Raw genomic sequence first — 26088 nt, 5'->3', positions numbered from 1 at the left:
GGCCGGCGATCCCCGCCCTGTCCGGTGGGCGTGGGCGCGGGGTCGCCCACCGGTCAGGGCCGGGCCGTACGGGTCAGGGCGTGTCGTACGGGGCCTCGTACAGCCCCTCGATCAGCTCTCCGTACTTCTCGCGGATCACCCGGCGGCGCAGTTTCAGGGAGGGCGTGAGCTCCCCGGTCTCGGGGCCCCACTCCCCGGTCAGCAGCCGGTAGCGCTTGATCTGCTCGGTGCGGTTGAGCCGGGCGTTGGCCGCCGTCACCGCGCGGGCGATCTCCTCGACGACGGCGGGGTGCTCGGCGAGCGCGCCGAGCGTGGGGGCCTCGATGCCCCGGGCCGCCGCCCATACGGGTGTCAGTTCGGGGTCCAGGACCAGCAGGGCGACCAGGTAGGAGCGGCCGTCGCCGTGGACCAGGGCCTGGCCGATCAGCGGGTGCTCCTTGACGGTGTTCTCCACCAGGGCGGGCGATACGTTCTTGCCGTTCGAGGTGATGATCAGTTCCTTCTTGCGGTCGGTCAGCCAGAGGAACCCGTCCTCGTCGAGCCGGCCGATGTCCCCCGTCGGGAACCAGCCCTCGGGGTCGGCGGCGCTCTCCACCGTCCCGTCGGGCCGCAGGTAGCCGTCGAAGACCGTGGCGCCGCGGGTGAGGATCTCGCCGTCCTCGGCGAGCCTGAGTTCCAGGCCGTCGATCGGACGGCCGACGGAGCCGAGCCGGAAGTGGTCCGGGCGGTTGACGGTGCACACGCCGGCGGTCTCGGTGAGTCCCCAGGCGTCCATGATGGTGATGCCCCAGCCGGCCCAGAAGCGGACGACGTCGATCGGCATCGGTGCGGTGGCGCTGGCCGTCCAGACGAGCCGGTCCATCCCGGCCATCCCCAGCAGCGGGTCCAGGACCCGTTCCTTGGCGGCGGCGTACGAGGCTTCGAGCGCCGCCGGTACCTCCTCGCCGCGCTCGCGGTGGCCGGCGCGCTCCCGGGCCAGGTCGTTGGCGGCCTCGATGGCGCGGCGCTGCTCCTCGGGGAGCTGTGCGAGGACGGCCCGTACGGAGGCGGCGAGCTTCTCCCACACCCGGGGCACCCCGAAGAACTGCACGGGGCGCAGCTCGCGCACGGCCGCGGCGACGGCGGTGGGGTCGGCGCAGAGCCGCACGTGCGCGGCGCGCAGGAGGGGGAGGTAGATGCCGAGGACGCGTTCGGCGATGTGCGCGAAGGGGAGGTAACAGATGTGCTCGGCGTGTTCGGGCAGGTCCACGTTGCCGTCCAGGCGCACGGCCTGGAGCACGATGTTGCGGTGGGTGAGCCGGACCCCCTTGGGGTCGCCGGTGGTGCCCGAGGTGTAGACGACGGTCAGCGGGTCCTCGGGGCGGGTCTCCCGCCAGGCCTTCTCGAAGGCGTCGGCGCGGTGCAGCCGGGCGCCGCCCGCGTACAGGGAGGCGTAGGTGTGGTGGGGGCCGGCGTCCGCGGCCTCGGCGACGACGAGCCGCTCCAGGGGGACGGTGTCGTCGGCGAGGAGGGGTTCCCAGCGGGCGAGTTCGCGGGCGCCCTCGACGACGGCGACCCGCGCCCGGCTGTGCCGGGCGATGTGGGCTGTCTGTTCGGGCGCGGAGGTGCCGTACACGGTGACGGGGACCGCGCCGAGGTGGACGAGCGCCAGGTCGGTGAGCCAGTGCTCGGGGCGGTTGCCCATCATGAGCAGGACGTGTTCGCCGCGCTCGACGCCGAGGGCGGCGTAGCCGGCGGCGAGGACGGCGACCTCGCGGCGGACCTCGCTCCAGTCGAGGGTCTTCCAGCCGGGTCCCTCGCGCCACGAGAGGGCCGGCAGGTCGCCGAGTTCGGCCGCGTTGCGGGCCAGCAGGGCGGGGAGGGTGAGTTCCTCGGGTCGTCCGGGCAGTCGCAGGTTCGTGGTCATGGGCAGCTCCTGGCCGTTTCACATCGTTGGTGCGACAGCAATACTGTTGAACCTCGGTACCGAAAGGGCTGTGCCGAAAGCAGGCTGTGCATGAACGGGTCGTGCCGAACAGGCCGTGCCGATCAGAGAGCGAGGCGGCGACCATGACCACCCAGGCACCGGAACCCACGCTCACCGTCGACGAGCTGGCCTCCCGGGCGGGTGTGACCGTCCGCACCGTACGTTTCTACAGCACGCGCGGACTTTTGCCCCCTCCCGTGATCGGCCCCCGTCGGGTGGGCCACTACGGGCCGGAGCACCTGTCCCGGTTGGCCCTGATCGAGGAGTTGCAGCACCAGGGCATGACCCTGTCGGCCATCGAGCGGTACCTGGACGCGCTGCCGGACGACCTCAGCGCCCACGACCTGGCGATCCACCGGGCGTTGGTGGCCACCTGGGCGCCCGACGCGCCGTTGGAGTCCTCGCGGGAGGAGCTGGAGAAGCGGGCCGGGAGGCCGCTGACGGACGGCGACCTGCGCCGGTTGACCGCCATGAACGTGCTGGCGCCGACCGCGGCGGGCTTCCGGGTGGACGTGGGGCTGTTGCGGCTCGGGGTGGCGCTGCTGGACGTGCCGATCGCGTACGAGACGATCCTGGCCGCCCGCACCGTGTTGCTGGAGCACGCGCGGACCGCGGCCCACGAGTTGACGGCGCTGTTCCGGGACGAGGTGTGGGGTCCGTTCACCGAGGGCGAGAGCGATCCGGAACGGGTGGAGTCCATGAAGGCGCTGTCCGCGCACATGCAACCCATGGTCGTCCAGGCACTGGTGACGGCCTTCCAACGCTCACTGAAGCAAGAACTTCGGGCGGCGTTCGAACCGGAAGGGTAGGTTCGGACGCATGGCGATCATCCACAAGACCACGATGAGCCCCGGCAAACTGGAGCTCCTGGCTGCCTGGCTGCCGGACCGACCGTGGTACCTCCCCACCGGCGCCGCACCCGACCTGGCACGGGCCGGCGGTTTCCGACTCGACGATCCCGCGGGCGAGGTGGGCATCGAGTTCATGGTGGTCACCGACGACTCGGGCGAGCACCCGATCGCGTACCACGTGCCCCTCACCTACCGGGGAGCGCCGCTCGACGGCGCCGACGCGGCCCTGATCGGCACCTCCGAGCACGGCGTGCTCGGGACCCGCTGGGTGTACGACGGGGCCCATGACCCGGTGCTCGTGGCCGAGTTGCTGGCCCTGTTCCAGGGCCGGGCGGTACCGCAGCGGCAGAGCGAGTCCGACACTCCCGACCCGTCCGTCACCGCCCGGTTCGACGGCCCGGGCCTCCCGGCGCTGCTCCCGGCGGAACGCCCCGAGGTGTCCGACTCCGCGCGGGACACGGAGGTACGGGTGGCGGGCCCGGGGCGGACCCGTCTCGCCGTCGCGCGGGTCCTGACGCCACTGGCGCCGGACGCCGGACCGGCCGAGGCCGCCGGAGGGGTCACCGCGGGGTGGACCGCGCCGGACGGCGCCGCGCACCGGGGCGTGTTCGCCTCCCTGTACTCCCCCGCACCCGAGGACGCATCCGAGGACGCGCACGGGGACGCCTGACGCGAGCGGCGCCCGGAGCGGATGCCCGACGCGCCGCCGCGGACGTCCGCGCCGCGCGGCCCCGGGGTGTCGCCCCGGGGCCGCGCGGCGGCCGATCAGTCGGCGTACGTCTCGCCGCGCTCGGCCTTCGCCACCAGCGACGCCGGCGGGGTGAAGCGCTCGCCGTACTTCTCCGCGAGTTCCCGCGCGCGGGCGACGAAGCCCGGCAGCCCGCCCTCGTAGCCGTTGACGTACTGGATCACGCCGCCGGTCCAGGCCGGGAAACCGATGCCCATGATGGAGCCGATGTTGGCGTCGGCGATCGAGGTCAGCACCCCCTCGTCGAGGCAGCGGACGGTGTCCAGCGCCTCGGAGAAGAGCATCCGCTCCTTCATGTCCTCGAAGGGGATCTCGGCGCCGGGCTTGGTGAAGTGCTCGCGCAGGCCGGACCAGATGCGGGTCCGCTTGCCCGCCTCGTCGTACTCGTAGAAGCCGCCGCCGCCGCTGCGCCCCGGGCGGTCGAACTCGTCGACCATCCGGTCGATGACCGTGTCCGCCGGGTGCTCGGCCCAGGCGCGGCCCTCGGCCTCGAAGGCCTTGCGGGTCTCGTTGCGGATCTTGCGGGGCAGGGTCAGGGTCAGCTCGTCCATGAGGGAGAGCACCTTGGCCGGGTAACCGGCCTGGGCGGCGGCCTGTTCGACGGAGGCGGGCTCGATGCCCTCGCCGACCATCGCCACGCCCTCGTTGATGAACTGGCCGATGACGCGCGAGGTGAAGAAGCCGCGCGAGTCGTTGACCACGATCGGGGTCTTGTTGATCTGGCGGACCAGGTCGAAGGCGCGGGCGATGGCCTCGTCGCCGGTCTGCGCGCCCTTGATGATCTCGACCAGCGGCATCTTGTCGACGGGCGAGAAGAAGTGCAGGCCGATGAAGTCGACGGGGCGCGAGACCCCTTCCGCCAGGCCCGTGATGGGCAGGGTGGAGGTGTTGGAGCAGAGCAGCGCGTCGGGCTCGACGACGTCCTGGATCTCCTGGAACACCTTGTGCTTGAGGGAGGTGTCCTCGAAGACGGCCTCGATCACGGCGTCACAGCCGGCGAGGTCGGCGGCGTCGCCGGTCGGGGTGATCCGGGCCAGCAGCTCGGCGCGCTGGTCCTCGGTGGTCCGGCCCCGGGAGACCGCCTTGTCCAGCAGCTTGCGCGAGTACTCCTTGCCCTTGGCGGCGGCCTCGACGGTGACGTCCTTGAGGACCACGTCGATGCCCGCGCGGGCGCAGGAGTAGGCGATGCCCGCGCCCATCATCCCGGCCCCGAGGACGGCGACCTTGCGGACCGTGCGCGGGCCGACGCCCTGCGGGCGGCTGCGGCCCGCGTTGACGGCCTGGAGGTCGAAGAAGAACGCCTGGATCATGTTCTTGGCGGTCTGTCCGGTGACCAGCTCGGTGAAGTACCGGGCCTCGATGGTCAGCGCGGTGTCGAAGTCGACCTGGGAGCCCTCGACGGCGCAGGCCAGGATGTTGCGCGGCGCCGGGTAGGGGGCGCCGCCCAGCTGCTTCTTGAGGTTCGCGGGGAACGCCGGGAGGTTGGCGGCGAAGCGCGGGTTGGACGGCGTGCCGCCCGGGATCTTGTAGCCGGGTACGTCCCAGGGCTGCTTCGACTCGGGGTTCGCGTCGATGAAGGCGCGCGCCTTGACGAGCATCTCCTCGGGGGTGGCGGCCAGTTCGTGGACGAGGCCGTTCTCCAGGGCGCGCCGCGGGTTGTACTGGGTGCCCTGGAGCAGCACCTTGAGGAGCGCGTCGGCGATGCCCATCAGCCGCACGGTGCGGGTGACGCCGCCGCCGGCGGGGAGCAGGCCGAGGGTGACCTCGGGCAGGCCGATCTTGGAGCCGGGGGCGTCGAGGGCGATGCGGTGGTGGGAGGCCAGACAGATCTCGTAACCGCCGCCCAGGGCGGCGCCGTTGATGGCGGCGACGACGGGCTTGCCGAGGGTTTCGATGCGGCGCAGCGAGCGCTTGATCTCGGTGCCGGTGTCGAAGGCCAGGCCGGCGTCCTCGGGGCGGAGCCGGATCATGTCCTTGAGGTCGCCGCCGGCGAAGAAGGTCTTCTTGGCGGAGGTGAAGACGATGCCGCGGATGGAGTCCTTCTCGGCCTCGGCGCGGTCGGCGATGGCCGCGATGGAGTCCTTGAAGGCCTGGTTCATCGTGTTGGCGGACTGGTCGGGGTCGTCGAGGACGAGGGTGACGACGCCGGTCTCGTCCTGTTCCCAGCGGATCGTGGTGGACTCGCTCATGTTCGCTACTTCCGTGTCGGCCGTGTCAGGGGCGGGGTCTGGGATACAGGGACGGTTCAGAGACGTTCGACGATGGTGGCGACGCCCATGCCGCCGCCCACGCAGAGGGTCACGAGGCCGTAGCGCTTGTCCTGGCGCTCCAGCTCGTCGACGATCGTGCCGAGGATCATCGCGCCGGTGGCGCCCAGCGGGTGGCCGAGCGCGATGGCGCCGCCGTTGACGTTGACCTTGTCGAGGGAGACGCCCATGTCCTTGACGAAGCGCAGCACGACGCCGGCGAAGGCCTCGTTGATCTCGATGAGGTCGATGTCGTCGATGCTCAGCCCGGCCTTGGCGAGGGCCTTGCGGGTGGCGGGGGCGGGGCCCGTGAGCATGATGGTGGGCTCGGAGCCGGACACCGCCGCGGAGACGATCCGGGCGCGGGGGGCGAGTCCGTTGCGCTCGCCGGCCTCGCGGGAGCCGATGGCGACGAGGGAGGCGCCGTCGACGATGCCGGAGGAGTTGCCGGCGTGGTGGACGTGGTCGATCTTCTCGATCCAGTGGTACTTCTGCAGGGCCACGGCGTCGAAGCCGCCGAGGTCGCCGATGTCCGCGAAGGACGGCTTCAGCTTGGCGAGGGTGTCGGCCGTGGTGCCGGGGCGGACGAACTCGTCGTGGTCCAGGACGACCAGGCCGTTGCGGTCGGTGACGGGCACGACCGACTTGGCGAAGCGGCCGTCCTTGATGGCGTCGGCGGCGCGCTCCTGGGACAGGGCCGCGTACTCGTCGACGTCGCGGCGGGAGAAGCCCTCGATGGTGGCGATCAGGTCGGCGCCGATGCCCTGCGGGACGAAGCCGGTGTCCCAGTTGGTCATCGGGTCGGCGAACCAGGCGCCGCCGTCGGAGGCCATCGGGACGCGGGACATGGATTCCACGCCGCCGGCGAGGACCAGGTCCTCCCAGCCGGAACGGACCTTGGCGGCGGCCATGTTGACGGCTTCGAGGCCGGAGGCGCAGAAGCGGTTCTCCTGGACGCCCGCGACGGTGTCCGGCAGCCCGGCGGCGATGGCCGCGATGCGGGCGATGTCGGATCCCTGGTCGCCGACCGGGCCGACGACACCGAGGACGATGTCGTCGATGGTGCCCGGGTCCAGGCCGGGGTTGCGCTCGCGCAGGGCGTGGATGAGGCCGACGACCAGGTCGATCGGCTTGGTGCCGTGCAGGGAGCCGTTGACCTTGCCGCGGCCGCGCGGCGTGCGGATCGCGTCGTATACGTACGCTTCGGTGCTCACTGGTCAAGCCTTTCGAGGGTCTGGAGGGGTGGGTCGGGGAGGTCGGTCGGAAGGGAGCGTCAGCCCAGCAGGGAGCGGCCGATGATCTCCTTCATGATCTCGGTGGTGCCGCCGTAGATGGTCTGGATGCGGCCGTCGACGAAGGCCCGCGCCACCCGGTACTCGGTCATGTATCCGTAGCCGCCGTGCAGTTGCAGGCAGCGGTCGGCGACCCGCTTCTGCAGTTCGGTGGCCCACCACTTGGCCATCGAGGCGTGGACGTGGTCCAGTTCCCCGTTGGAGTGGTCGGTGATGCAGCGGTCGAGGAAGGTGCGGGTGACGGCGCACTCGGTGGCCATCTCGGCGATCTCGAACCGGATGTGCTGGAGCTTGGACAGCGGCCGGCCGAAGGCCTCGCGTTCCTTGACGTACGCGGTGGTGATCTCCAGCAGGTATTCGGCGGCGGCTATGCCGGCCATCGCGATGCCCATCCGCTCCTGGGCGAGGTTGGTCATCAGGTGGACGAACGCGCCGTCGAGTTCCCCGAGGAGGTTCTCCTTCGGGACCCGGACGTCGTGGAAGAACAGTTCGGCGGTGTCCTGGGCCTTCTGGCCGATCTTGTCGAGGTTGCGGCCGCGCTCGAAGCCCTCCGCGCCCCGTTCGACGACCAGCAGGGACATGCCGTGCGCCCCGCCCTCGGGGGTGGTCTTGGCGACCACGATCACGAGGTCGGCGAGGATCCCGTTGGAGATGAACGTCTTGGAGCCGTTGAGCACCCAGTGGTCGCCGGCGTCCTCGGCCGTGGTCCGGATCCCCTGGAGGTCGGAGCCGGCGCCCGGTTCGGTCATCGCGATGGCGGTGATGATCTCGCCGCTGCAGAAGCCCGGCAGCCACCGGCGTTTCTGCTCCTCGGTGGCCAGCGAGGTCAGGTACGGGCCGATGATGTCGTTGTGCAGGCCGATCGCGAGTCCGGCGGCGCCCGCCCGGGTGAACTCCTCGGCGATCACGGCGGCGTAGCGGAAGTCGGTGTTGCCGCCGCCGCCGTACTCCTCCGGGACGGCGAGGCCCAGCAGGCCCTGCCGGCCGGCCGCGACCCAGGCCTCCCGGCTGACGATGCCGTCCTTCTCCCAGGCGTCGTAGTGCGGCAGCACCTCCTTGTTCAGGAAGGTGCGCACGGTGTCGCGGAACGCCTCGTGGTCGGCGTCGAAGATCCGGCGCTTCATGGATGGGCTCCTCACAGCCAGTTCTTGACGGTCTCGATGAGCCGGGCCGGCTCGGGTCCGACGGGCGTCACGTTGAGCATGGTGACGCCGGCGGCGCGGAAGGCCTCGACGCGCTCGCGCACGTACCCCTCGGGGCCGCACAGGGTCATCAGCTCGCAGAACTCGTCGGGCACGGCCGCCGCGGCGTCGCGCTTGCGGCCGGAGAGGTAGAGCTCCTGGATCTTCCGGGCCTCCTCCTCGTACCCGTAGGCGACGGCGAGGTCGTTGTAGAAGTTCTTGCCCGGCGCCCCCATCCCCCCGACGTACAGGGCGATCTGCGGGCGCGCCAGGTCGCGTACGGCGGCGGCGTCCTCGCCGATGGCGAGGAGGCCGCCCGCGACGGTCTCCAGCGGGCCGAGGTCCGGGGAGCGCTTGACCGCGCCCCGGGCGAGGGCGCTCCCCCACACGTCCGCGGCCTTCTCGGGGAGGAAGAGGGTGGGGAGCCAGCCGTCGGCGATCTCGGCGGTCATCGCCACGTTCGCGGGGCCGAGCGAGGCCACGTAGACGGGGACGGCGTCGCGGACCGGTCGGGTGAGGATCTTCAGCGGTTTGCCGTGTCGGCCGCCCCTCTCGGGCGGCAGCGGCATGTCGGTGATCCCGTGGTGGTCGATCGTCTCGCGGCGCCAGATGCGGCGGCACAGTTCGACGGTCTCGCGGGTCCGGCCGATCGGCTTGTCGTACGGCTTCCCGTGCCACCCCTCGACCACCTGCGGGCCGGAGGCGCCGAGGCCCAGCAGGGCCCGGCCGCCGGAGATCGCGTCGAGACCGGCCGCGGTCTGGGCGATGAGCGCGGGGGTGCGGGAGTAGACGTTGAGGATCGCCGAGCCGATTCTCATCCGCTCGGTGCGGGCGGCCAGGTACCCCATGATCGTGGGCGAGTCGAAGCCCCAGGCCTCCGCGACCCAGACGGCGTCGAGTCCGGCCGCCTCCAGCGCGGCCGCCTCGTCGGCGGCCCGGCGCGGGTCGCCCGCGTAGTCGAGCATCATGGACAGTTCCATCAGGCGTCCTTCCCGAGCAGGGCCGGCAGGTCCCAGTCCGCCGCCACGGACTCGGTGTGCGCGCCCGGCAGGGCGGGCCCGCCGGTGACGGCCGTGGCGGTCGCGGAGAAGCGGGGTGCGGGCGCGGGCTGGGTGATCCCGCCGACGTCGGTGAAGGTGCCGCGGGCGGCGAGGTGCGGGTGCGCGGGCGCCTCGCCCAGGGACAGGACCGGCGCCACGCAGGCGTCGCTGCCCTCGAAGACGGCCGTCCACTCCTGCCGGGTACGGGACTTGAAGCGGGCGGCGACCGTCTCGCGGAGTTCGCCCCAGCGGGCCAGGTCCTTGCGGGCCGGGGCCCGGTCCTCGATGCCGAGCAGGTCGACGAATGTGTCGTAGAACTGCTGCTCCAGCGCGCCGACGGCCATGTACTGCCCGTCGGAGGTCTCGTAGGTGCCGTAGAAGGGGCAGCCGCCGTCGAGCAGGTTGGCCCCGCGCCGGTCCTGCCAGCCGCCGGCGGCCATCATCCCGTGGATCATCGAGGTGAGGTGGGCGGTGCCGTCCACGATGGCCGCGTCGACGACCTGTCCGGTGCCGTCGGGGGTGCCCGCGTGGCGGAGGGCGGCGAGGATCCCGATGACCAGGTACAGGGAGCCGCCGGCGTAGTCCCCCACGAGGTTGGCGGGGACGGCCGGGGGCTCGCCCGGGTTCCCGATCATGCCGAGCGCGCCGGTGACGGCGATGTACGCGATGTCGTGCCCGGCCGTGTGCGCGAGCGGGCCGTCCTGGCCCCAGCCGGTCATCCGGCCGTAGACCAGTCTCGGGTTGCGGGCGAGGCACGCGTCGGGGCCGACGCCGAGGCGCTCGGCGACCCCGGGCCGGAACCCCTCGATGAGCACGTCGGCCCGCTCGACCAGGTCCAGGACACGGGCCGGGCCCTCGGCGGACTTCAGGTCGAGCAGGACGGAGCGCTTGTTGCGGTTGGTGATGTCGTACGCCGGGTCGACGGCGAGTCCGCCGCCTCCGGGCCGGTCCACCCGGACGACGTCCGCCCCGAGGTCCGCGAGGACCATCGCGGCGAACGGCCCCGGCCCGATGCCGGCGAGCTCGACGACGCGCACGCCCGCGAGCGGGCCGTTCCGGCCACCGTCGCCGGTCCCCTCGGCGCTCCCGTGCCCGGTACCTGTCGCTGCCATCGAGCCCCCAGCATCCTGGTGCGTGGTGTGACACAACTGATGTAACACCAGCGATGCTAGGAACGCGTTCCACTCAGCACAAGAGCAAGCGCTTAGCCATCTGCCTCGATTCGCGCGTCCAGCTCCTTCACGTGCCGTTTGAGGGCGACGGTCCGGTAGCTCTCCTCCACCCACTCGCACAGCACCTCCACCGAGGGCGCGCCCTTCTCCCCCAGCGGCACGGACACCCATCCCGACCGGCCCAGTCCGTACCCGGTCGGCTCGGCCCCGGGAGCGGTCATGGCGTGCCCGTGGAGCGCCTCGTCCTTCAGTTTCACGGAGATGCCCGGCGGACCGTCCGTGTTGCCCATGAAGACGAAGATCTTCTTGTTGACCTTCAGCACGGCGTCCTCGGGCCCCCAGGGGAACTCCTCGACGGCCTCCGGCAACCCGAGGGCGAACCCTCGCACCGCCTCCCACTTGCGCACCGCAGCCTTCACCGACACCTCCACTCACCGCAGGCGGCCCCGGGTACCCGCGCGATGCGCGCCCGGCGCGTACCTGCCCGTACGGACAGCCGTCCCTCACGCTAGCCTCAGCCACCGACACCAGCTGGGAGGAGCGGTCCATGAACGAGCGGGTTCGGCACCACGATCCGGAACGGGCTTACGACGTCGTGCTTTTCGGGGCCACCGGGTTCGTCGGGGCACTCACCGCCGAGTACCTGGCGGCGAACGCCCCGGCAGACTGCCGGTGGGCCCTGGCGGGGCGGGACCTCGGCAAACTGGAGCGGCTGCGCGAACGGCTCGCCGCCCTCGACCCGGCCTGCGCGGCCCTGCCACTGATCCGCGCCGACTCGGGCGACCCCGACACCCTGCGGGAGTTGGCGTCCTCCACCCGGGTCCTGGCCAGCACCGTCGGGCCGTACGTCTGGTACGGGGCGGAACTGGTCGCGGCGTGCGCCGAGGCGGGCACCGACTACGTCGACCTCACGGGCGAGCCGGAGTTCGTCGACCGGATGTACGTCGAGCACGACGCGCGGGCCCGGGAGACGGGCGCCCGGCTGGTGCACGCGTGCGGCTTCGACTCGATCCCGGCCGACCTCGGCGCGTACTTCACGGTGGGTCGACTGCCGGCCGGGGTGCCGCTGCGCGTGGACGGGTTCATGCGCTCCAACGCGATGCTGTCCGGCGGCACCCTGGCCTCCGCGCTCACCGCCATGAGCCGGGGCCCGCAGACCCTGGCCGCGGCCCGCGAGCGGCGGCTGCACGAACCGCGGCGGCCCGAGCGCCGGGTACGGGGCACGGGCGGCCACCCGCACTACAGCCGCGAGACCGGCACCTGGGCGCTGCCCCTGCCGACCCTGGACGTGGCGATCGTGGCCCGGTCGGCGGCCGCCCTGGAACGGTACGGGCCGGACTTCCGCTACCGGCACCACGCCTCGGTCAAGCATCTGCCCGTCGCGGTGGGCGGATCGGTGGCGGTGGGCGCGACGGCGGCCCTGGCCCAGGTACCGGCGGCCCGACGCTGGCTGATGAGCCGCTGGGAACCGGGCCGCGGACCCGACGCCGAACGACGCGCCCGCAGCTGGTTCACGGTGCGCTTCGTCGGTACGGGCGGTGGCCGCCGGGTGTTCACGGAGGTCTCGGGCGGCGACCCCGGCTACGGAGAGACGGCGAAGATGCTCGCGGAGTCCGCGCTCTGCCTGGCCCACGACGCCCTGCCGGACACCTCGGGCCAGCTCACCACGGCGGTGGCCATGGGCGACGCGCTCCTGGACCGGCTCCAGAAGGCGGGCATCCGCTTCCGGGTCGCGGCCGAGGACTGACAGGCCGCGACAGGCGGGCTCGGGGCGGGGTGGCCGGCCCGACAGGCGGTCGGGGCCGGGCGGCCGCGACAGGCGGTCGGGGCCGGGCGGCCGCGACAGGCGGTCGGGGCCGGGCGGCCGCGACAGGCGGGCTCGGGGCGGGGGGCCCCGGCCCCGCCCGCCTACTCCGCGACGGCTTCGCGCAGGGCGCGCCGGCACAGGGAGTCGGCGCGTCGGGTCGTCTCCGGAATCCGGTAGCGGGGGCCCAGCGCGAGCGTGTGCGCGCAGGCGTTGTCCAGCGAGACCCGGTGCCCCACCGACACGTACACCGGCTTGATCCCGTCCTGCGTGCGCAGCGCCCGGCCGACGACGGCCCCGTCGGGCGCGAGCAGCGGGGAGGTGTCGCCGCGGCGGGCGCCCGGTTCCTCGTACGTGAAGGTGAACGGGTTCTTCGCGACTCCGATGCTGGGCAGCCCGGTGACCACCCCGAGGTGGCAGGCGAGGCCGAAGCCGCGCGGGTGGGCCAGCCCGTAGCCGTCGCAGACGACCAGCTCCGGGGTGACGGTCAGGGACTCCAACGCGGCCAGCACGGTCGGCAGTTCACGGAACGCCAGCAGTCCCGGCACGTAGGGGAAGCTGACGTGCCCCACGGCCGTGGCCTCCTCGACCACGTCCAGGGTGGCGGCGTCCAGGACCACGGCGGCGGCCGCCACGAGGTCGCGCTCGTCGTCGTAGGCGACGTCCACGCCCGCGATGAGCCCGGTCCCGACCGGCGGCCCCACCTCGTCCAGCACCACGCTCTCGCGCAGTTCGTCCTGTATCGCCCGGGCCTCGGCCTCGTCGGCGGGGGTCTTCGCACTCGTCATGATGGTCCGAGAGTAGCCTGGCGATCATGTTCGTCATGGAGCTCACCTACACCGCGCCCGTCGAATCCGTCGAAGAGGAAATGGACGCGCACATCGCCTGGCTGGACGGCCACTACGCCTCCGGCGTCTTCCTCGCGTCGGGCCGCAAGGTCCCGCGCGACGGCGGGATCATCCTGGCCGGCGGGATCACCCGCGCGGAGATCGAGAAGATCGCCGCCGAGGACCCCTTCGCGGTGGCGGGCGTGTGCGAGTACCGGATCACCGAGTTCATCGCGACCAAGACCTCGGCGGACCTCGCGACGGTCCGCGAGAACCCGGCGGCATAGCGGGCCCGTCGACGCGACGGCCCGACCGACGGAAATCCCGACCAACGGCGATCCCGATCGGACCGCGGCCTCGGCTGGAGGCGGGCCGGCCGAGGCAAGCCCGACGGGCACGGGCCCGAACCGACGGCACACGCCTTGAGCAACGGCGCGCGCCCCGAACGGCGGCGCGCCCCCGACCTGCGGCGCACCCCGACCGGATGGCGAGACCTCGCGGGGTGCGCACCGCCGCGGACGACCACCCTGGGGTAAGTTCCCTTTAGGAACTCACCAACCCCGGGGGGAAGACCCATGCCTCAGCAGACGTGGACCGCCGTCGACGACTACTTCGACGGCCTCCTGGTCGAGGAGGACGCGGCGCTCACCGCCGCCACCGCCGACACCCTGGCGGCCGGCCTGCCCGCACATCAGGTGGCCCCCAACCAGGGCAAGCTGCTCCACCTCCTCGCCCGGATCCGCGGCGCCCGCACCATCCTGGAGATCGGAACGCTCGGCGGCTACAGCACCATCTGGCTCGCCCGCGCCCTCCCGGAGGGCGGCCGGCTGGTCACCCTGGAGGCCGACGAGCGGTGCGCGGACGTGTCCACCGCCAACATCGCCCGCGCGGGCCTCGCCGACGTCGTCGACATCCGCCGCGGCAAGGCCGCCGACCTGCTCCCGGGGCTCGCCGACGGCGAACCGTTCGACCTGGTGTTCATCGACGCCGACAAGCCCTCCAACCCCGTGTACCTGGAGTGGGCGCTCAAGCTGACCCGGCCCGGCAGCATCATCATCGGCGACAACGTCGTCCGGGACGGCGCCGTCGTCGACGGCGACAGCACGGACCCCCGGGTCCAGGGCGTCCGACGGTTCACCGAACTCATCGCCGAGCACCCGAGGCTGAGCGCCACCGCCCTGCAGACGGTGGGCTCCAAGGGCTACGACGGGTTCGTCATGGCTCTCGTCACGTACTGATCACCGGGGCGCCCCGGAGCCGCGGCACCGGGAGGCCCAAGGCCTCGGCCGAGCACCCCGACCCCGGGCGCCGACCCCGGGCGCCGGGGGCGCACCCGACGTGCGTCACCGCCGCTCCAGTCGTGCCACCCGCCCCTTCTCACCCGACGCCCAGCAGCCACCGTCCGCCGCACAGTCGACCGTGTCGTACGAGCCCTCCTCCAGCGGCCGCCAGGTGCGGCCCCCGTCGAGCGTCACGTCCGTCCCCGTCGGCCCCACCGCCAGCGCCGCCGTACGCAGGTACGGGTGCCAGGCCACGCCCGACCGGTAGGCGGGCGGCGGGGTGGCCGACGGACGCCAGGTGCGGCCCCCGTCGACGGACACCGCCGCGGCCCTCGGCGAGGCCTCGCCCGTCCGGTAATCGCCGCCGACCGCGAGGCCCGTCGCACGGTCGCGGAAGGCCAGGGCGAAGACCCCTCGGGCCGGATCGCCGGCCGGTACGGGGCATTCCGCGACCCGCCAGGTGCGTCCGCGGTCCGCCGAGTGCAGGACGCGGGCCATCGTGCTCCCGCCCGTGGCCAGCCAGACGTCGCGCGACCCGGCGGTGACCAGGCACTGACCGCTCGCCGCGAAGCCCGCCTCTCCGGGCAGCGCCGCCGGCATTCCGACGTCCGGCAGCACACGCCAGTTCCGCCCGCCGTCATCCGTGGACAGGACACGGAACTTCCCGTCCACCGGGTCGCTCACGGCCAATCCGTGCCGGGCGTCGAAGAAGGTGAGGCAGTCGTAGAAGGCACGCGGGTCGGGGTTGCGGAAGGTCTCGGTCCAGGTCGCGCCGCCGTCCTCGGTCCGCAGCACCCGGGACGCCTCGCCCTCGCCGATGGACAGGGCCACCGCCCGCCGCGCGTCGAAGGCCTCGATGTCGCGCAGCTCCAACCCCTCGGCGACCGCCCCCGGTGGCGAGACGTCCCGCCAGGCGCGTCCACCGTCCACGGTGCGCAGGACGGTTCCCTTGGAACCGGCCAACCAGGCCGTGGAGCGATTGACGGCCGCCAGCCCGCGGAAGCGGACCGCGTCCTTGCCGGTCACCTTCAACGCCCAGCCCACACCACGCGGATCCCGTAAGTCCGCGGCCGAGGCCACGTCCGACGTAGCCGACCTCGCCGACCTCGCCGACATAGCCGATGACGCTGATGGCTCCCCCGGCCCCACCGCCTCGAACGTCGCCGCCGGCGCCGGTGCGGCCGCGACACCCACCAGAAGAACTGCCGCGCACATGCCAATTCCCAGAAGTCTCATGGCGCCGGAAGCTAACGCACCCCCGATTCTCCGTCCAGGGCGCGTCCGACCGATCGCCCCCTGATCCGGGGGACCGGACGGGTCGGGGCGGGCGGACCTTTCCCTCCCGCCTCCCGCGACGACCCGGGCCCGCGCCTTGCGTCTTGCGCCTGCGGAGTGAGCGGGAACCGGACTTACTGCGACCGCGTCGACGACCTCGCGGCAGACCGGGTTCCTTGCCCCACACCCGCCATCCGGTCACCCTGTGCGATCACACAGGTGTCATCAAGCCAATCGGTGACGCAGCTCACGCAATCCGGCGTGCACGGAACTGTCGATTCAGGCGTCTACTCCGTTGCCGGGAGCCACGCCACAGCCCGGCGACAGATCCGCCGCAAGGGAGCGAGCCTTGATCACTGTCATCGAGCAGGCCGTGCAGGCCCGACTGGTCGCCACCTCACCGAAGGTCGAGACGGTACCCGTCACGCTCTGCTACGACCGGTCGGATCCCTTCGCCGTCCGGATGGCCTTCCCCGCCCTGGCCACCCTGGAAGGCATCGAGATCTCCTGGACGTTCGCGCGCGAGCTGCTGGAATGCGGTCTGCAGCGCCCGTCCGGCCACGGCGACGTACGCGTGCGCCCGTATGACGCCGAGCGCACCACGGTCGAGTTCCACGCCCCCGAGGGGGTGGCGATCGTCCTGATGACCACGGCCGACCTCCAGCATTTCCTGGAGCGCGCCTCCACGGTCGTCCCGCCGGGCCTGGAGCACCTCTACCTCGACGTGGACCACAGCCTGGCCGAGCTCTTGCGCGGCTCCCGCTGAAACGCCGGATCCGGGCCACGCCCCGGCCCCACCCTCCGCCCACGCTCCGACCTCGATCGGCCGGAAGCGCGTAAATCGTTTGCGGGCGGCTCCGGCCTTCCGTAGCTTCGTCTACGCCCCATTGCCGTCGAAACGGAGCAGGACGTTGCTCTTCTGAGGTCCGAGACACCGACCACCGTCACCCCGGTCACCACCGGCGTCGCCGTCACCGCTCTCCTCACGAGACCCCGTGACCGCGCGTTCCCGTGACCTCGTGACCCCGTGACCAGTCGTCCCGACCTGTCGGTTGTCTCCCCCGCGTTGCACACGATCACCACGCAACCTGGAGGCCTCCATGAGCCACACCCCTGCCTTTCTCACCTGCACCGACCTGTCCTTCGCCTGGCCCGACGGGACCCCGGTCCTCGACGATTTCCACCTGACCGTCGGCCCCGGCCGAACCGGTCTGATCGGGGTCAACGGCTGTGGCAAGTCAACCCTGTTGAAGCTCCTCGCGGGCGAACTCCGGCCCGTGGAAGGCCGGTTGTCCGTCGCCGGAACCGTCGGCCACCTCCCGCAGGACGTCACACTCGACACCGCCCTGCGCGTGGACGAGGTACTCGGCATCCGCGAGACCCGCACCGCGCTCCACGCCATCGAGGCGGGCGAGGCCACCGAGGAGAACTTCACCGCCGTCGGCGACGACTGGGACGTGGAGGAGCGGGCCCTCGCCACCCTCGACCAGCTCGGCCTCGCTCGGATCGGACTCGACCGGACCGTGGGTGAGTTGTCGGGAGGCGAGTGCGTCCTGCTACGACTGGCGGCCCTGCTGCTGGCCCGCCCGGACGTCCTGCTGCTCGACGAACCCACCAACAACCTGGACCTGCGCGCCCGCCGCCGCCTCTACGCGGCGGTGGAATCCTGGTCGGGGGTGATGGTCCTGGTCAGCCACGACCGGGAGCTACTGGAGCGGGTCGACCAGATCGCCGACCTGCGCGACGGGGAAGTCCGTTGGTACGGAGGGAACTTCACCGAGTACGAGGAACTCATCGCCGCCGAGCAGGAGGCGGCCGAGCGGATGGTCCGGGTCGCGGAGGCCGACGTACAACGACAGAAGCGCGAACTCTCCGAAGCCCAGATCAAGTTGGCCCGGCGCAAGCGCTACGGCCAGAAGATGTACGACACCAAGCGCGAGCCGAAGATCGTCATGAACGCGCGCAAGCGTGCCGCCCAGGAATCGGCGGGCAAGCACCACACCATGCACGCCGAGAAACTGGCGGGAGCGCGCGAACGGTTGGACCAGGCCGCGGAGGCGGTCCGGGACGACGACGAGATCCGGATCAAGCTGCCCGCGACACAGGTGCCGCCGGGCCGGCGCGTGCTGACCCTGAGCGACCTGCGGCTCGTCCACGGGGCATCGGTCACGGGCGAATGGGAGCTGCGCGGACCGGAACGGATCGCGCTCGTCGGCGGCAACGGGTCCGGCAAGACCACCCTGCTGCGGACGATCGTCGGACAGGTGGCGCCGGTGTCCGGGGAGGCGTTGACGCACGTGCCGACGCGCTTCCTGCCACAGCGGCTGGACGCGGCGGTACTGGACGACGAGCGCTCGGTGGTGGAGAACGTGGCGCGGTTCGCCCCGCACGCCACGAACAACCTGATCCGAGCGCGACTCGCGCACTTCCTGTTCCGGGGCGCGCGGGCGGACCGGGCGGCCGGCACCCTGTCGGGAGGCGAACGGTTCCGTGCGGCCTTGGCGGCCCTGCTGCTGGCCGAGCCGGCCCCCCAGTTGCTGATGCTGGACGAGCCGACCAACAACCTGGACCTGGCGAGCGTGCGGCAACTCACGGACGCCCTGGCGTCCTACGAAGGCGCGCTGCTGGTGGCCTCGCACGACGTGCCGTTCCTGGAGTCGATCGGCATCACGCGCTGGCTGCTGCTCGACGGCGAGTTGCGGCCGACGACGGCCGAGGAGGTCAGGGAGTCCCTGTGGCACGCCTGACGGCCGTCCCGGGACCGGCGACTTCGGCGTCCGGGACGACCGGGGGGCCGCGCCGGCGCGGCCCTCAGGTTGCCGGCCCCGAGGTCGCCGGACCTCAAGTCACCCGGACCTGAGGTCACCGGGCCGAGGTCACCGGGCCCGAGGCGCCGGGGTCGACGTGGTGGACCGCGCGACGGCCTCCCGCCCGTTCCGCCATTCCGTTCGCCCCGACCGCCCCCCAGGGCCGGACGGCACCGCACGCACACGACGGGTCGGCCCCGCCCCCTCGGCGGCCCGGCCGCGGACGCGGTTCGCCGCCCCCGGTGTGGATTCCCGATTCGCACATGAACCTGTTCCAGACTCGGGCCGCCCGAGGCACACCCGACCCGACCACGCCCCACACCCCCTCACCTCGGAGCCTCCATCGACCCCTCCCGCAGCCCCACCGACGCCCTGCGGGGGAATGACTCGATCCCGACGCCGGCCGCCACCCGAGGGCACCGGAACGTTCGAAGTCCGACCCGATCCGGGCGAAGGGCCGCGCGTGGACACGGGGGCACAGGACACACGAGTACCGACGCGTACCCGCACGTACCGACGCACCGAAGCATGCACACGAGCAGACTCGACGGCGCCCGGAACGAGCCCTCCCAGGGCGAGGGCGTGCGCCGCGCACGCACCTACGGCGTCAATCCGGAGGGGCCGAAACACCGGGTGGCGTGATTTGCCTCCCCCATTTCGCCCCTCGGAGGCCCTCCGGCACCCCCCAGAACTGCATAGATAACCGGATGCAACCGGACATATATCCGCCTGGGGCTTGGCTGGCCTTGATGTCACGCTTAACCTACGACTCCGTAGGCTACGGAACCGTAGGTAATTCGCTGTCCCCCCAGGAGCACCCGTGACAATCACCTCTCCCCACCTCGGCAGCTCGGAGGCGTGGACGGACGCCAAGCTGCTGTTCGCGCTGGAAGAGGTGGTCGAAAAGGAACTCAACCGCCACCTGAAGGTCACCAAGGACTGGATGCCCCACGACTACGTACCGTGGAGCGACGGCAGGAACTTCCCCGCCCTCTTCGAGGACGGCGAAGCCTGGGACCCCGAGCAGTCCAAGGTCACTGACATCGGCAAGATCGCCCTCGTCGTCAACCTGCTGACCGAGGACAACCTCCCCAGCTACCACCACGAGATCGCGTCGCTTTTCGGCCGCAATGGCGCCTGGGGCACCTGGGTGCACCGCTGGACCGCCGAGGAGGGTCGCCACGGCATCGTGATGCGCGACTACCTGCTGGCGTCGCGCGCCGTCGACCCGGACAAGCTCGAGGCATTCCGGATGCAGCACATGTCCGAGGGCTTCGAGTCCGACAACCGGCACTCGATGCTGCACTCCGTGGCGTACGTCGCCTTCCAGGAACTCGCGACCCGCATCTCGCACCGGAACACCGGCCACCAGTCCGGCGACCCGGTCTGCGACCGGATGCTGGCCCGGATCGCGCAGGACGAGAACCTGCACATGATCTTCTACCGCAACCTGCTCGGCGCCGCCTTCGAGCTGGCCCCGGACCTGACGATGCAGGCCGTACGGGACGTCGTGGTCGGTTTCCGGATGCCCGGACACGGCATGCCCGGCTTCGAGCGGATGGCCGCGCAGATGGCGATCGGCGGGGTCTACAACCTGCGGATCCACCACGACGACGTACTGAGCCCCGTCATCCGATTCCTGAAGATCATGGACATCGACGGTCTCGGCCCCGACGGGCAGAAGGCGCAGGAAGAGCTCGGGCTCTTCATGGGCGGCCTGGACAGCGAGGCCAGCAAGTTCGACGAGCGCCTGGCCGCCCGCGCGGCGCGCATCGCGGCCCGCAAGGGCTGACCGATTTCCGCTCGCTCGGGCGAGTGATGCCGATTGCCCTGGCAGAGCACCGCTCTGCCAGGGTTTCGCGTCATGACCTTCCTCCAGGTGGAAATCGACCAGCTGACCCGTCTGACGCGGGCACTGGACTCCTCGCTGGTCTCCCTGCGGGAGGCGCGGAAAGCACTGGACCACGTCCGGGCCGACCAACTGGGCACCCGTGACCTCGACGCCGCCTGCGACGACTTCCAGGAGAAATGGGCGTACGGCACGCGCGAGCTGACCAAACGCGTCAAGAACGTACGGGCGGGCGTGGACCGCAGCGCCGCCGAGTACGCGGAGTTGGACAAGGCCATCCGCGACGCCTTCCGCGAGGCCGCGGCCCGTGGCTGACCACCCCGCGCTGGGCTTCGACCCCGCCCCCGGACACCCCGCGTCCGTCCTGGCCCTGGCCAAGAAGCTCACCACCTCCGCGGCCTCCCTCGGGGAAGCCGGGCGGGTCGTCGGAGCCCTCGTCTCGCACAGCGCGAGCTGGCAGGGCGAAGCCGCCACCGCGTTCCGCGCCTCCCTGTCGAGCGAACTCCCCCGCTACCTCAACGCGGCCCACACCTCCCTGACCGACGCCGCCCGACAACTCAACTCCTGGCACGAGACCCTGGTCGCCCACCGAGCCCTGGCTGCACGCTACGAATCCCGGGCCGCCGCCGCCACGACCGACGAGGCCCGCGCCGACGCCCGCCGCCTGGCACACGAACTCGCCTCCGACCACACGGCATCGGCCCGCGCCATCGCCAAGACCCTGAACTCGGCAGCCGCGAAACTGGCCCCGAAGGAACCGGGCATGTTGGCGTCACTGTGGAACAAGATCACGGAAGACCCGGGCGACGCCCTGTCGAACGCGTCGGCCATCCTGGGCGCGGTGGGGGCGGGCGTGGCCCTGTTCTGTCCGCCGGCCGGCCTCGCAGTGATGCTCGTCGCCGGAGGTCTCTCACTGGCCGCCCTCGGAACACACCTCGCGGACCCGAAGTTCCGGAAGCCCCTGACCGACGGCTTCACCAAAGGCGAGTTCGACGCGGACTTCTGGAAGAGCAGCGTGACGTTGCTGGGCGACAGCCTGGGCGCGGTGCCGGGCGTGGCCGCCGTCGCGACCGGCGCCAAGGCCGGAACGGTCGCCGCCCGCGCCGCGATGGCCGTCCCCGAAGCCGGCGCCCTCTCCGGCCTCTCCCCGGGCGCGGGCACATTCGCCCGCACCACGTGGACCGCGGCCGAGGATCTCAGGCAGGTGGAGAACCCCCTCTCCACCTGGGCCATGCGCTCGTCGACCCCCGAGGTGAGGGAGCGGGTCGGCGCCGGTGTGGCGGCGGTGGGTGCGGTGACCGCCGGAGTTGGCTACGCGACCGACAACGAGACGGTCGAGCAGGGTTCCACGGCAGTCGATGGCGCCAGGGCCGCGATCGAGGACGGTCCCTCCGCAGCCGCCAAGTCAGCCCACTTCTGGACGGCGATCAGGACATGACGAGCGATACCGACGTGCCTCCTGTGTGGTTCCGTCTGCCTCCCGGCTTCCATGACATCGGGCCGGGCGACCGGACCGCACTCGACACCATGGCCAACGCCCTGAACAGTCCCGATGCGCGGAGACAACTCGGTCAGCTCATGGATGGCCTGCGTGAACTCGCCAGTCACCAGGTGGTGCACACCGCCATCGGTTTGCATCCGGACGAGGCCACCGGGGTCGCCACATCCCTGTTCTCCCTGACCGCCAGGCCGTGCGTGGATTCTCATCCGCGGCTGAACGTGGCACGGGCCGCACTCGCGATCACTCGATCCGGCGTGTGGAGCAGTTCGACCAGCCGAGCGATCGATCTCCCCTCGTCGCTCCCCTGCTGTCTGATCAGCGGCACCATCACGCTGCCCGAAACGGGGCAGGAGATGTTTCAAGCGAGAGTGGCGACAGCCCACGCGTGCGCGCCGCACGTCCTCGTCCTGGACCTCACCAGCGCGGCGACCCACCACGCCGAGGCATACGGCGACATCCTCGAAGCGATCACCCACACCCTCACCTTCTCGGACCCCACACCGAGCAGTTCCAGTGGACCGCGGACCTCGCGCATCCTGGAGGTGCTCTCGTGACGCCTCTACTGACGAAGGTCGCTTGGGATCATCCGCCCACTGCCGCCGGTTACACGCGGCTGGTGGCACGACGAACCAAGTGGGTTGCCTTGTTGGGCGGCTCGATGCTCGTCTCCGTCGTCTGTCTCCGGTTCGGGCTGATCCCGCAGGCGAGGCTCGCGTTCCTCGCCGTCATCCTGGCCGTGGTGCCCTACATCCCCGTGGTGTTCATCGCCTACTTCCGGCGCCACCGCGTCGCCGCAGTCCTTCGGTCCTATCCATGGCGCGAGCACGCTTGCTCGTATGCGCCCCGTGCCACCGGCATTCAGGCGACCATCCAGATCCCGTTCTCGGAAACGTACGCATCCGCCTACCGGCTCATCCCGTTCCCCCTGGATCTGGCCACCATCGAGAACAGCCATCCGGATCGGATCTGGTTCGCGGGCGACCCCCGTTTCGGTGGGGTCGTGTCTCCCGTCGGCGGCCACTACCCGGTCCGCGCCGTACCCGCCAAGGTGCCGGCCGAGGGCTGGCAGGGTGGGGATGACGTGCTGGCTTCGCGGGTGGGGTTGCGGCGGCGGAGTGGGAAGGGGACGCAGACCTGATCAGTGGCGGGGGCGGAGGGCGAGGCGTTCGGATTCCGAGAGGCCGCCCCAGACTCCGAAGCGTTCGTCGTTCGCCAGGGCGTACTCCAGGCACGCGACACGCCCCTCGCACGCCCCGCACAGCCGCTTCGCGTCGCGCAGCGAGGAGCCCGGCTCCGGGAAGAAGAAGCCCGGGCCCGTCTGGGCGCACAGGGCGAGTTCGTACCAGGCGGGGGCGGCCACTGCGTTGGTCGGCCGTTCACTCGTGTTCATCGACATGACGGAGATACTCATCGCCGGCGATGGACGTCCGATCAACGCCTGATCAACACCGGTGCATCATGCACGATCTACGGGTGGTCGCGCAGCCATCGCGCAAGCGTGGCGAAGTCCCGGTCGGTCAGCCCCGTACGGGGATCGACGCGGTGCAGCAGGGCCGGGGCCGGATGGTGTACGGCCACCCACGCCCGGTCTGCGGGGGTGATCTCGTCGTCGACCCAGAGGAAGGGGCGTCCGGTCGCCCATTCCACCAGGGTGCGGGTCTTCCAGTGGAGCCCGGTCCGCTCGTCCTCCCCGGCCCGCTCGCCCTCGTCGGCCGGTTCCGGCCAGGCCACGACGGGCAGTTCCGGGAGGCCGATGCGCGGCGCTACGTACTCGTTCGCTTCGCCCATCCACGTCGTCGCCCACACCAGGTCGCATCGCAGCGCCGCGAGTCGCGCCCCGTGCCCGGGGTCGAGCCTGGCCAGGAGGGGGTTGCCTCCGGGTTGGCCTTCGTTCCCCCGCGGCTCGGGGGCCTCGCGGTATCCGGTGCCGCCGAACGGGATGAGTGGGCCGTCGACGTCGAGGAAGAGCAGGGGGCGCCGCGTGGTGCCGGTCATCGTCGTACCGTATCCGGATCCGGCGGCGCGGGGCCGTGCGGTCAGACCCCGTGCGGAGTCACGGCGATCATCGCTTTCAGTCCTCGTGCCTGGCCCGGCTCGGCTGGACGCGCTTGGGCTCGCCCGGCATCTTCGGGTAGTCGGGCGGGTAGGGCATGTCGCCCATCCCGTGCTCGTGTTCCTGCCGGTCGGCGAGTTCGAGTACGGCGTCCAGCACGAAGGCGTGCTCGTCCATGTCGGCGTGGAGGTCGCCGAGTTCGGCGAAGCGTGCGGGCATGGTGACGATGTCGAAGTCGCGCGGCTCGGCGTCGTCCACCTCGTCCCAGCGCAGCGGAGCCGAGACCGGGGCGTGCGGGCGTGGGCGGACGGAGTACGCGGAGGCGATGGTCCGGTCGCGGGCGGTCTGGTTGTAGTCGACGAAGATCCGCTCGCCGCGTTCCTCCTTCCACCAGGCCGTGGTGACCTTGCCCGGCATCCGTCGCTCCAGTTCCCGTCCGAGCGCGATGGCGCTGCGCCGGACCTCGGTGAACGTCCAGCGCGGTGCGATCGGTACGAAGACGTGCAGCCCGCGCCCGCCCGAGGTCTTGGGCCAGCCCCGCAGGCCCAGTTCCTCCAGCAGCGCGCGCAACTCGTGGGCGGCGGCGACCGCGTGATGGTAGTCCGTGCCCGGTTGGGGATCCAGGTCGATGCGCAGTTCGTCCGGCCGGTCGGTGTCCTCGCGGCGCACCGGCCAGGGGTGGAAGGTGAGGCAGCCCAGATTGGCGGCCCACAGGACGGCGGCCGGCTCGGTCGGGCAGATCTCGTCGGCCGTGCGGCCGCTGGGGAAGGCGATGTGGGCCGTCGGGATCCAGTCGGGCAGGTTCTTCGGGGCCCGCTTCTGGAAGAAGGACTCGCCGTCCACCCCGTCCGGGAACCGCTCCAACGTGGTGGGGCGGTCGCGCAGGGCCCGGGTGATCCCGGGCGCGACGGAGAGGTAGTACTCGGCGACGTCCCGCTTGGTGAGGCCGCGCTCCGGAAAGTAGACCTTGTCGGGGCTGGACAGTCGGACCGTCCGCCCTCCCGCTTCCAGCTCGATGGCATTGCCCGCAGCACCCATGTGCGCCACGTTAGGCGGGCCCGGCCGGGTGCGCATACCGGGCAGGTCCGGACGTACCATCGCAGAATCGAAGACATGGATCTGCCGGTGATGCCCCCTGTGAAGCCGATGCTCGCCAAGTCCGTGGGCAAGATCCCGCCCGGCATGCAGTACGAGGCCAAGTGGGACGGCTTCCGGGCGATCGTGCACCGCGACGGTGACGAGGTCGAGATCGGCAGTCGCACCGGAAAGAGCCTGACCAGGTACTTCCCCGAGCTGGTGACGGCTCTCAGGGAGAACCTGCCGGAGCGCTGCGTCGTGGACGGCGAGATCGTGATCATCCACGACGCGCGGCTCGACTTCGACCGGTTGACGGAGCGGATCCATCCGGCCGCGTCCCGCGTGAAGCTCCTCGCGGAAACCTCCCCGGCCGGCTTCGTCGCCTTCGATCTGCTCGCGCTCGATGACCGGGCCCTCCTGGACACCCCGCTCTCCGAGCGCCGCGAGACCCTCGCCCACGTCCTTTCCACCGCTCGGCCCCCCGTTCACCTCGCGCCCGCGACCACCGACCTCGCACGGGCGCAGGAGTGGTTCGAGCTGTTCGAGGGCGCCGGGCTCGACGGGGTGATCGCCAAACCCCTCGATCTCCCCTACCGGCCGGACGCCCGACTCATGTTCAAGATCAAGCACGAGCGTACGGCCGACGTCGTCCTCGCGGGTTTTCGTTTCCACAAGAGCGGTCCGATTGTCGGATCACTACTCCTGGGCCTGTACGACCACCACGGCGCCCTCCAGCACGTCGGCGTGTGCGCCGCCTTCCCCATGAAGCGTCGCGCCGAGCTCATCGACGAACTCGAACCGCTGCGCATGCCGGACCCCGAAGACCACCCCTGGGCGGCATGGGCCGAGGAGTCCGCACACGAGAGCGCCCGGTTGCCCGGCGCGCAGAGCCGGTGGACCGGCAAGAAGGACCTGTCCTGGGTGCCGCTGCGCCCGGAGCGCGTCTGCGAGGTCAAGTACGACCACATGGAGGGCGACCGGTTCCGGCACACCGCGCAGTTCCGCCGGTGGCGGCCCGACCGGACCCCGCAGAGCTGTACGTACGCCCAGTTGGAGGAGGTCGTCCGCTACGACCTCGCCGAGGTGCTCGGAAACACCGAAGGCTGACCGGCCCCCTCC

The 26088-nt window shown here is 71.6% G+C and carries 25 protein-coding genes; 13 read left to right on the top strand and 12 right to left on the bottom strand.

Features of this window, described 5'->3' with window-relative positions; all coding sequences use genetic code 11:
* Nucleotides 1-73 precede the first annotated feature (73 nt).
* Nucleotides 74-1906, bottom strand: coding sequence for a long-chain fatty acid--CoA ligase (locus OHA84_RS28940; protein ID WP_053677284.1), 1833 nt, complete (start codon nucleotides 1904-1906; stop codon nucleotides 74-76).
* Nucleotides 1907-2049: 143 nt separating this feature from the next.
* On the opposite strand from OHA84_RS28940, the gene OHA84_RS28935 reads away from it, so the two are divergent.
* Nucleotides 2050-2775: a MerR family transcriptional regulator gene (locus tag OHA84_RS28935; RefSeq protein ID WP_053677285.1), complete on the top strand. Its 726-nt coding sequence runs from the start codon at nucleotides 2050-2052 to the stop codon at nucleotides 2773-2775.
* 10 nt (nucleotides 2776-2785) lie between these two features.
* Nucleotides 2786-3487, top strand: coding sequence for a 1,4-alpha-glucan branching protein (locus OHA84_RS28930; RefSeq protein ID WP_266969049.1), 702 nt, complete (start codon nucleotides 2786-2788; stop codon nucleotides 3485-3487).
* Between the two features lie 95 nt (nucleotides 3488-3582).
* Here the strand turns inward: OHA84_RS28930 and OHA84_RS28925 are convergent, their stop codons facing one another.
* The 6 genes from OHA84_RS28925 to OHA84_RS28900 all read right to left on the bottom strand — a co-directional run bounded on the left by OHA84_RS28925 (nucleotide 3583) and on the right by OHA84_RS28900 (nucleotide 10927).
* Nucleotides 3583-5754: a 3-hydroxyacyl-CoA dehydrogenase NAD-binding domain-containing protein gene (locus tag OHA84_RS28925; protein WP_266969071.1), complete on the bottom strand. Its 2172-nt coding sequence runs from the start codon at nucleotides 5752-5754 to the stop codon at nucleotides 3583-3585.
* Between the two features lie 56 nt (nucleotides 5755-5810).
* Nucleotides 5811-7025, bottom strand: a complete 1215-nt coding sequence (locus OHA84_RS28920; RefSeq protein WP_266969073.1) for an acetyl-CoA C-acetyltransferase — start codon at nucleotides 7023-7025, stop codon at nucleotides 5811-5813.
* Nucleotides 7026-7084: 59 nt separating this feature from the next.
* Complete coding sequence (locus OHA84_RS28915) at nucleotides 7085-8227, bottom strand: acyl-CoA dehydrogenase family protein (protein WP_266969075.1); 1143 nt, start codon at nucleotides 8225-8227, stop codon at nucleotides 7085-7087.
* Between the two features lie 11 nt (nucleotides 8228-8238).
* On the bottom strand, nucleotides 8239-9264 hold the full coding sequence (locus OHA84_RS28910) for an LLM class F420-dependent oxidoreductase (protein ID WP_266969077.1): 1026 nt from the start codon (nucleotides 9262-9264) through the stop codon (nucleotides 8239-8241).
* Nucleotides 9264-10436, bottom strand: coding sequence for a CaiB/BaiF CoA-transferase family protein (locus OHA84_RS28905; RefSeq protein WP_053677296.1), 1173 nt, complete (start codon nucleotides 10434-10436; stop codon nucleotides 9264-9266). Before OHA84_RS28905 ends, OHA84_RS28910 begins: the two co-directional genes overlap by 1 nt.
* Before the next feature lie 92 nt (nucleotides 10437-10528).
* Nucleotides 10529-10927, bottom strand: a complete 399-nt coding sequence (locus tag OHA84_RS28900) for an MmcQ/YjbR family DNA-binding protein (RefSeq protein WP_053677298.1) — start codon at nucleotides 10925-10927, stop codon at nucleotides 10529-10531.
* A gap of 116 nt (nucleotides 10928-11043) precedes the next feature.
* Here OHA84_RS28900 and OHA84_RS28895 point away from each other — a divergent pair, with 116 nt between their 5' ends.
* Nucleotides 11044-12243, top strand: coding sequence for a trans-acting enoyl reductase family protein (locus OHA84_RS28895; protein WP_053677300.1), 1200 nt, complete (start codon nucleotides 11044-11046; stop codon nucleotides 12241-12243).
* 161 nt (nucleotides 12244-12404) lie between these two features.
* On the opposite strand, the gene OHA84_RS28890 is transcribed toward OHA84_RS28895, so the two are convergent.
* Complete coding sequence (locus OHA84_RS28890) at nucleotides 12405-13088, bottom strand: endonuclease V (protein ID WP_266950551.1); 684 nt, start codon at nucleotides 13086-13088, stop codon at nucleotides 12405-12407.
* A gap of 26 nt (nucleotides 13089-13114) precedes the next feature.
* On the opposite strand from OHA84_RS28890, the gene OHA84_RS28885 reads away from it, so the two are divergent.
* Both OHA84_RS28885 and OHA84_RS28880 read left to right on the top strand, forming a co-directional pair.
* Nucleotides 13115-13414 carry a YciI family protein gene (locus tag OHA84_RS28885; protein ID WP_266950550.1) on the top strand — a complete coding sequence of 100 codons (300 nt, stop codon included), beginning with the start codon at nucleotides 13115-13117 and terminating at the stop codon, nucleotides 13412-13414.
* A 288-nt stretch (nucleotides 13415-13702) separates the two neighbouring features.
* Nucleotides 13703-14365 (top strand): O-methyltransferase, encoded by a 663-nt coding sequence (locus tag OHA84_RS28880; protein ID WP_266969080.1) that lies wholly within the window; start codon nucleotides 13703-13705, stop codon nucleotides 14363-14365.
* A gap of 105 nt (nucleotides 14366-14470) precedes the next feature.
* Here the strand turns inward: OHA84_RS28880 and OHA84_RS28875 are convergent, their stop codons facing one another.
* A complete protein-coding gene (locus OHA84_RS28875) occupies nucleotides 14471-15523 on the bottom strand; it encodes a WD40/YVTN/BNR-like repeat-containing protein (RefSeq protein ID WP_371591476.1) in 1053 nt (350 codons plus the stop codon).
* A 508-nt stretch (nucleotides 15524-16031) separates the two neighbouring features.
* On the opposite strand from OHA84_RS28875, the gene OHA84_RS28870 reads away from it, so the two are divergent.
* The 7 genes from OHA84_RS28870 to OHA84_RS28840 all read left to right on the top strand — a co-directional run bounded on the left by OHA84_RS28870 (nucleotide 16032) and on the right by OHA84_RS28840 (nucleotide 22977).
* Nucleotides 16032-16448, top strand: coding sequence for an SsgA family sporulation/cell division regulator (locus OHA84_RS28870; RefSeq protein WP_266950548.1), 417 nt, complete (start codon nucleotides 16032-16034; stop codon nucleotides 16446-16448).
* Nucleotides 16449-16782: 334 nt separating this feature from the next.
* Nucleotides 16783-18429 (top strand): ABC-F family ATP-binding cassette domain-containing protein, encoded by a 1647-nt coding sequence (locus tag OHA84_RS28865; protein ID WP_053679926.1) that lies wholly within the window; start codon nucleotides 16783-16785, stop codon nucleotides 18427-18429.
* Between the two features lie 880 nt (nucleotides 18430-19309).
* On the top strand, nucleotides 19310-20281 hold the full coding sequence (locus OHA84_RS28860; protein WP_053679928.1) for an acyl-ACP desaturase: 972 nt from the start codon (nucleotides 19310-19312) through the stop codon (nucleotides 20279-20281).
* A 72-nt stretch (nucleotides 20282-20353) separates the two neighbouring features.
* Nucleotides 20354-20653: a hypothetical protein gene (locus tag OHA84_RS28855; RefSeq protein ID WP_053679930.1), complete on the top strand. Its 300-nt coding sequence runs from the start codon at nucleotides 20354-20356 to the stop codon at nucleotides 20651-20653.
* Nucleotides 20646-21776 (top strand): hypothetical protein, encoded by a 1131-nt coding sequence (locus OHA84_RS28850; RefSeq protein ID WP_266969083.1) that lies wholly within the window; start codon nucleotides 20646-20648, stop codon nucleotides 21774-21776. Before OHA84_RS28855 ends, OHA84_RS28850 begins: the two co-directional genes overlap by 8 nt.
* Nucleotides 21773-22393 carry a hypothetical protein gene (locus OHA84_RS28845; RefSeq protein WP_266969085.1) on the top strand — a complete coding sequence of 207 codons (621 nt, stop codon included), beginning with the start codon at nucleotides 21773-21775 and terminating at the stop codon, nucleotides 22391-22393. Before OHA84_RS28850 ends, OHA84_RS28845 begins: the two co-directional genes overlap by 4 nt.
* Before the next feature lie 62 nt (nucleotides 22394-22455).
* On the top strand, nucleotides 22456-22977 hold the full coding sequence (locus OHA84_RS28840; protein WP_266969087.1) for a hypothetical protein: 522 nt from the start codon (nucleotides 22456-22458) through the stop codon (nucleotides 22975-22977).
* Here the strand turns inward: OHA84_RS28840 and OHA84_RS28835 are convergent, their stop codons facing one another.
* The 3 genes from OHA84_RS28835 to ligD all read right to left on the bottom strand — a co-directional run bounded on the left by OHA84_RS28835 (nucleotide 22978) and on the right by ligD (nucleotide 24930).
* Nucleotides 22978-23235 carry a WhiB family transcriptional regulator gene (locus OHA84_RS28835; protein ID WP_053679938.1) on the bottom strand — a complete coding sequence of 86 codons (258 nt, stop codon included), beginning with the start codon at nucleotides 23233-23235 and terminating at the stop codon, nucleotides 22978-22980. It abuts the gene before it with no gap.
* 71 nt (nucleotides 23236-23306) lie between these two features.
* Nucleotides 23307-23834: an HAD domain-containing protein gene (locus OHA84_RS28830; RefSeq protein WP_266969088.1), complete on the bottom strand. Its 528-nt coding sequence runs from the start codon at nucleotides 23832-23834 to the stop codon at nucleotides 23307-23309.
* Nucleotides 23835-23910: 76 nt separating this feature from the next.
* Nucleotides 23911-24930: a non-homologous end-joining DNA ligase gene (gene ligD / locus OHA84_RS28825; protein WP_053679942.1), complete on the bottom strand. Its 1020-nt coding sequence runs from the start codon at nucleotides 24928-24930 to the stop codon at nucleotides 23911-23913.
* Nucleotides 24931-25005: 75 nt separating this feature from the next.
* On the opposite strand from ligD, the gene OHA84_RS28820 reads away from it, so the two are divergent.
* Nucleotides 25006-26076: an ATP-dependent DNA ligase gene (locus OHA84_RS28820; RefSeq protein WP_053679944.1), complete on the top strand. Its 1071-nt coding sequence runs from the start codon at nucleotides 25006-25008 to the stop codon at nucleotides 26074-26076.
* Nucleotides 26077-26088 lie beyond the last annotated feature (12 nt).

Source organism: Streptomyces sp. NBC_00513, assembly GCF_041431415.1.
Lineage (GTDB): Bacteria > Actinomycetota > Actinomycetes > Streptomycetales > Streptomycetaceae > Streptomyces.
Note: the sequence above shows the minus strand (reverse complement) of the source record. Positions and strands in the feature narration are given on the sequence as shown.

Coding starts and splice junctions, on each gene's coding strand:
- OHA84_RS28835 (WP_053679938.1), bottom strand. CDS start 23,235: ATGTCGATGAACACGAGTGAACGGCCGACCAACGCAGTGGCCGCCCCC.
- OHA84_RS28895 (WP_053677300.1), top strand. CDS start 11,044: ATGAACGAGCGGGTTCGGCACCACGATCCGGAACGGGCTTACGACGTC.
- OHA84_RS28820 (WP_053679944.1), top strand. CDS start 25,006: ATGGATCTGCCGGTGATGCCCCCTGTGAAGCCGATGCTCGCCAAGTCC.
- OHA84_RS28930 (WP_266969049.1), top strand. CDS start 2,786: ATGGCGATCATCCACAAGACCACGATGAGCCCCGGCAAACTGGAGCTC.
- OHA84_RS28830 (WP_266969088.1), bottom strand. CDS start 23,834: ATGACCGGCACCACGCGGCGCCCCCTGCTCTTCCTCGACGTCGACGGC.
- OHA84_RS28865 (WP_053679926.1), top strand. CDS start 16,783: ATGAGCCACACCCCTGCCTTTCTCACCTGCACCGACCTGTCCTTCGCC.
- OHA84_RS28940 (WP_053677284.1), bottom strand. CDS start 1,906: ATGACCACGAACCTGCGACTGCCCGGACGACCCGAGGAACTCACCCTC.
- OHA84_RS28915 (WP_266969075.1), bottom strand. CDS start 8,227: ATGAAGCGCCGGATCTTCGACGCCGACCACGAGGCGTTCCGCGACACC.
- OHA84_RS28935 (WP_053677285.1), top strand. CDS start 2,050: ATGACCACCCAGGCACCGGAACCCACGCTCACCGTCGACGAGCTGGCC.
- OHA84_RS28905 (WP_053677296.1), bottom strand. CDS start 10,436: ATGGCAGCGACAGGTACCGGGCACGGGAGCGCCGAGGGGACCGGCGAC.
- OHA84_RS28925 (WP_266969071.1), bottom strand. CDS start 5,754: ATGAGCGAGTCCACCACGATCCGCTGGGAACAGGACGAGACCGGCGTC.
- ligD (WP_053679942.1), bottom strand. CDS start 24,930: ATGGGTGCTGCGGGCAATGCCATCGAGCTGGAAGCGGGAGGGCGGACG.
- OHA84_RS28855 (WP_053679930.1), top strand. CDS start 20,354: ATGACCTTCCTCCAGGTGGAAATCGACCAGCTGACCCGTCTGACGCGG.
- OHA84_RS28845 (WP_266969085.1), top strand. CDS start 21,773: ATGACGAGCGATACCGACGTGCCTCCTGTGTGGTTCCGTCTGCCTCCC.
- OHA84_RS28875 (WP_371591476.1), bottom strand. CDS start 15,523: ATGTCGGCGAGGTCGGCGAGGTCGGCTACGTCGGACGTGGCCTCGGCC.
- OHA84_RS28880 (WP_266969080.1), top strand. CDS start 13,703: ATGCCTCAGCAGACGTGGACCGCCGTCGACGACTACTTCGACGGCCTC.
- OHA84_RS28885 (WP_266950550.1), top strand. CDS start 13,115: ATGTTCGTCATGGAGCTCACCTACACCGCGCCCGTCGAATCCGTCGAA.
- OHA84_RS28890 (WP_266950551.1), bottom strand. CDS start 13,088: ATGACGAGTGCGAAGACCCCCGCCGACGAGGCCGAGGCCCGGGCGATA.
- OHA84_RS28910 (WP_266969077.1), bottom strand. CDS start 9,264: ATGGAACTGTCCATGATGCTCGACTACGCGGGCGACCCGCGCCGGGCC.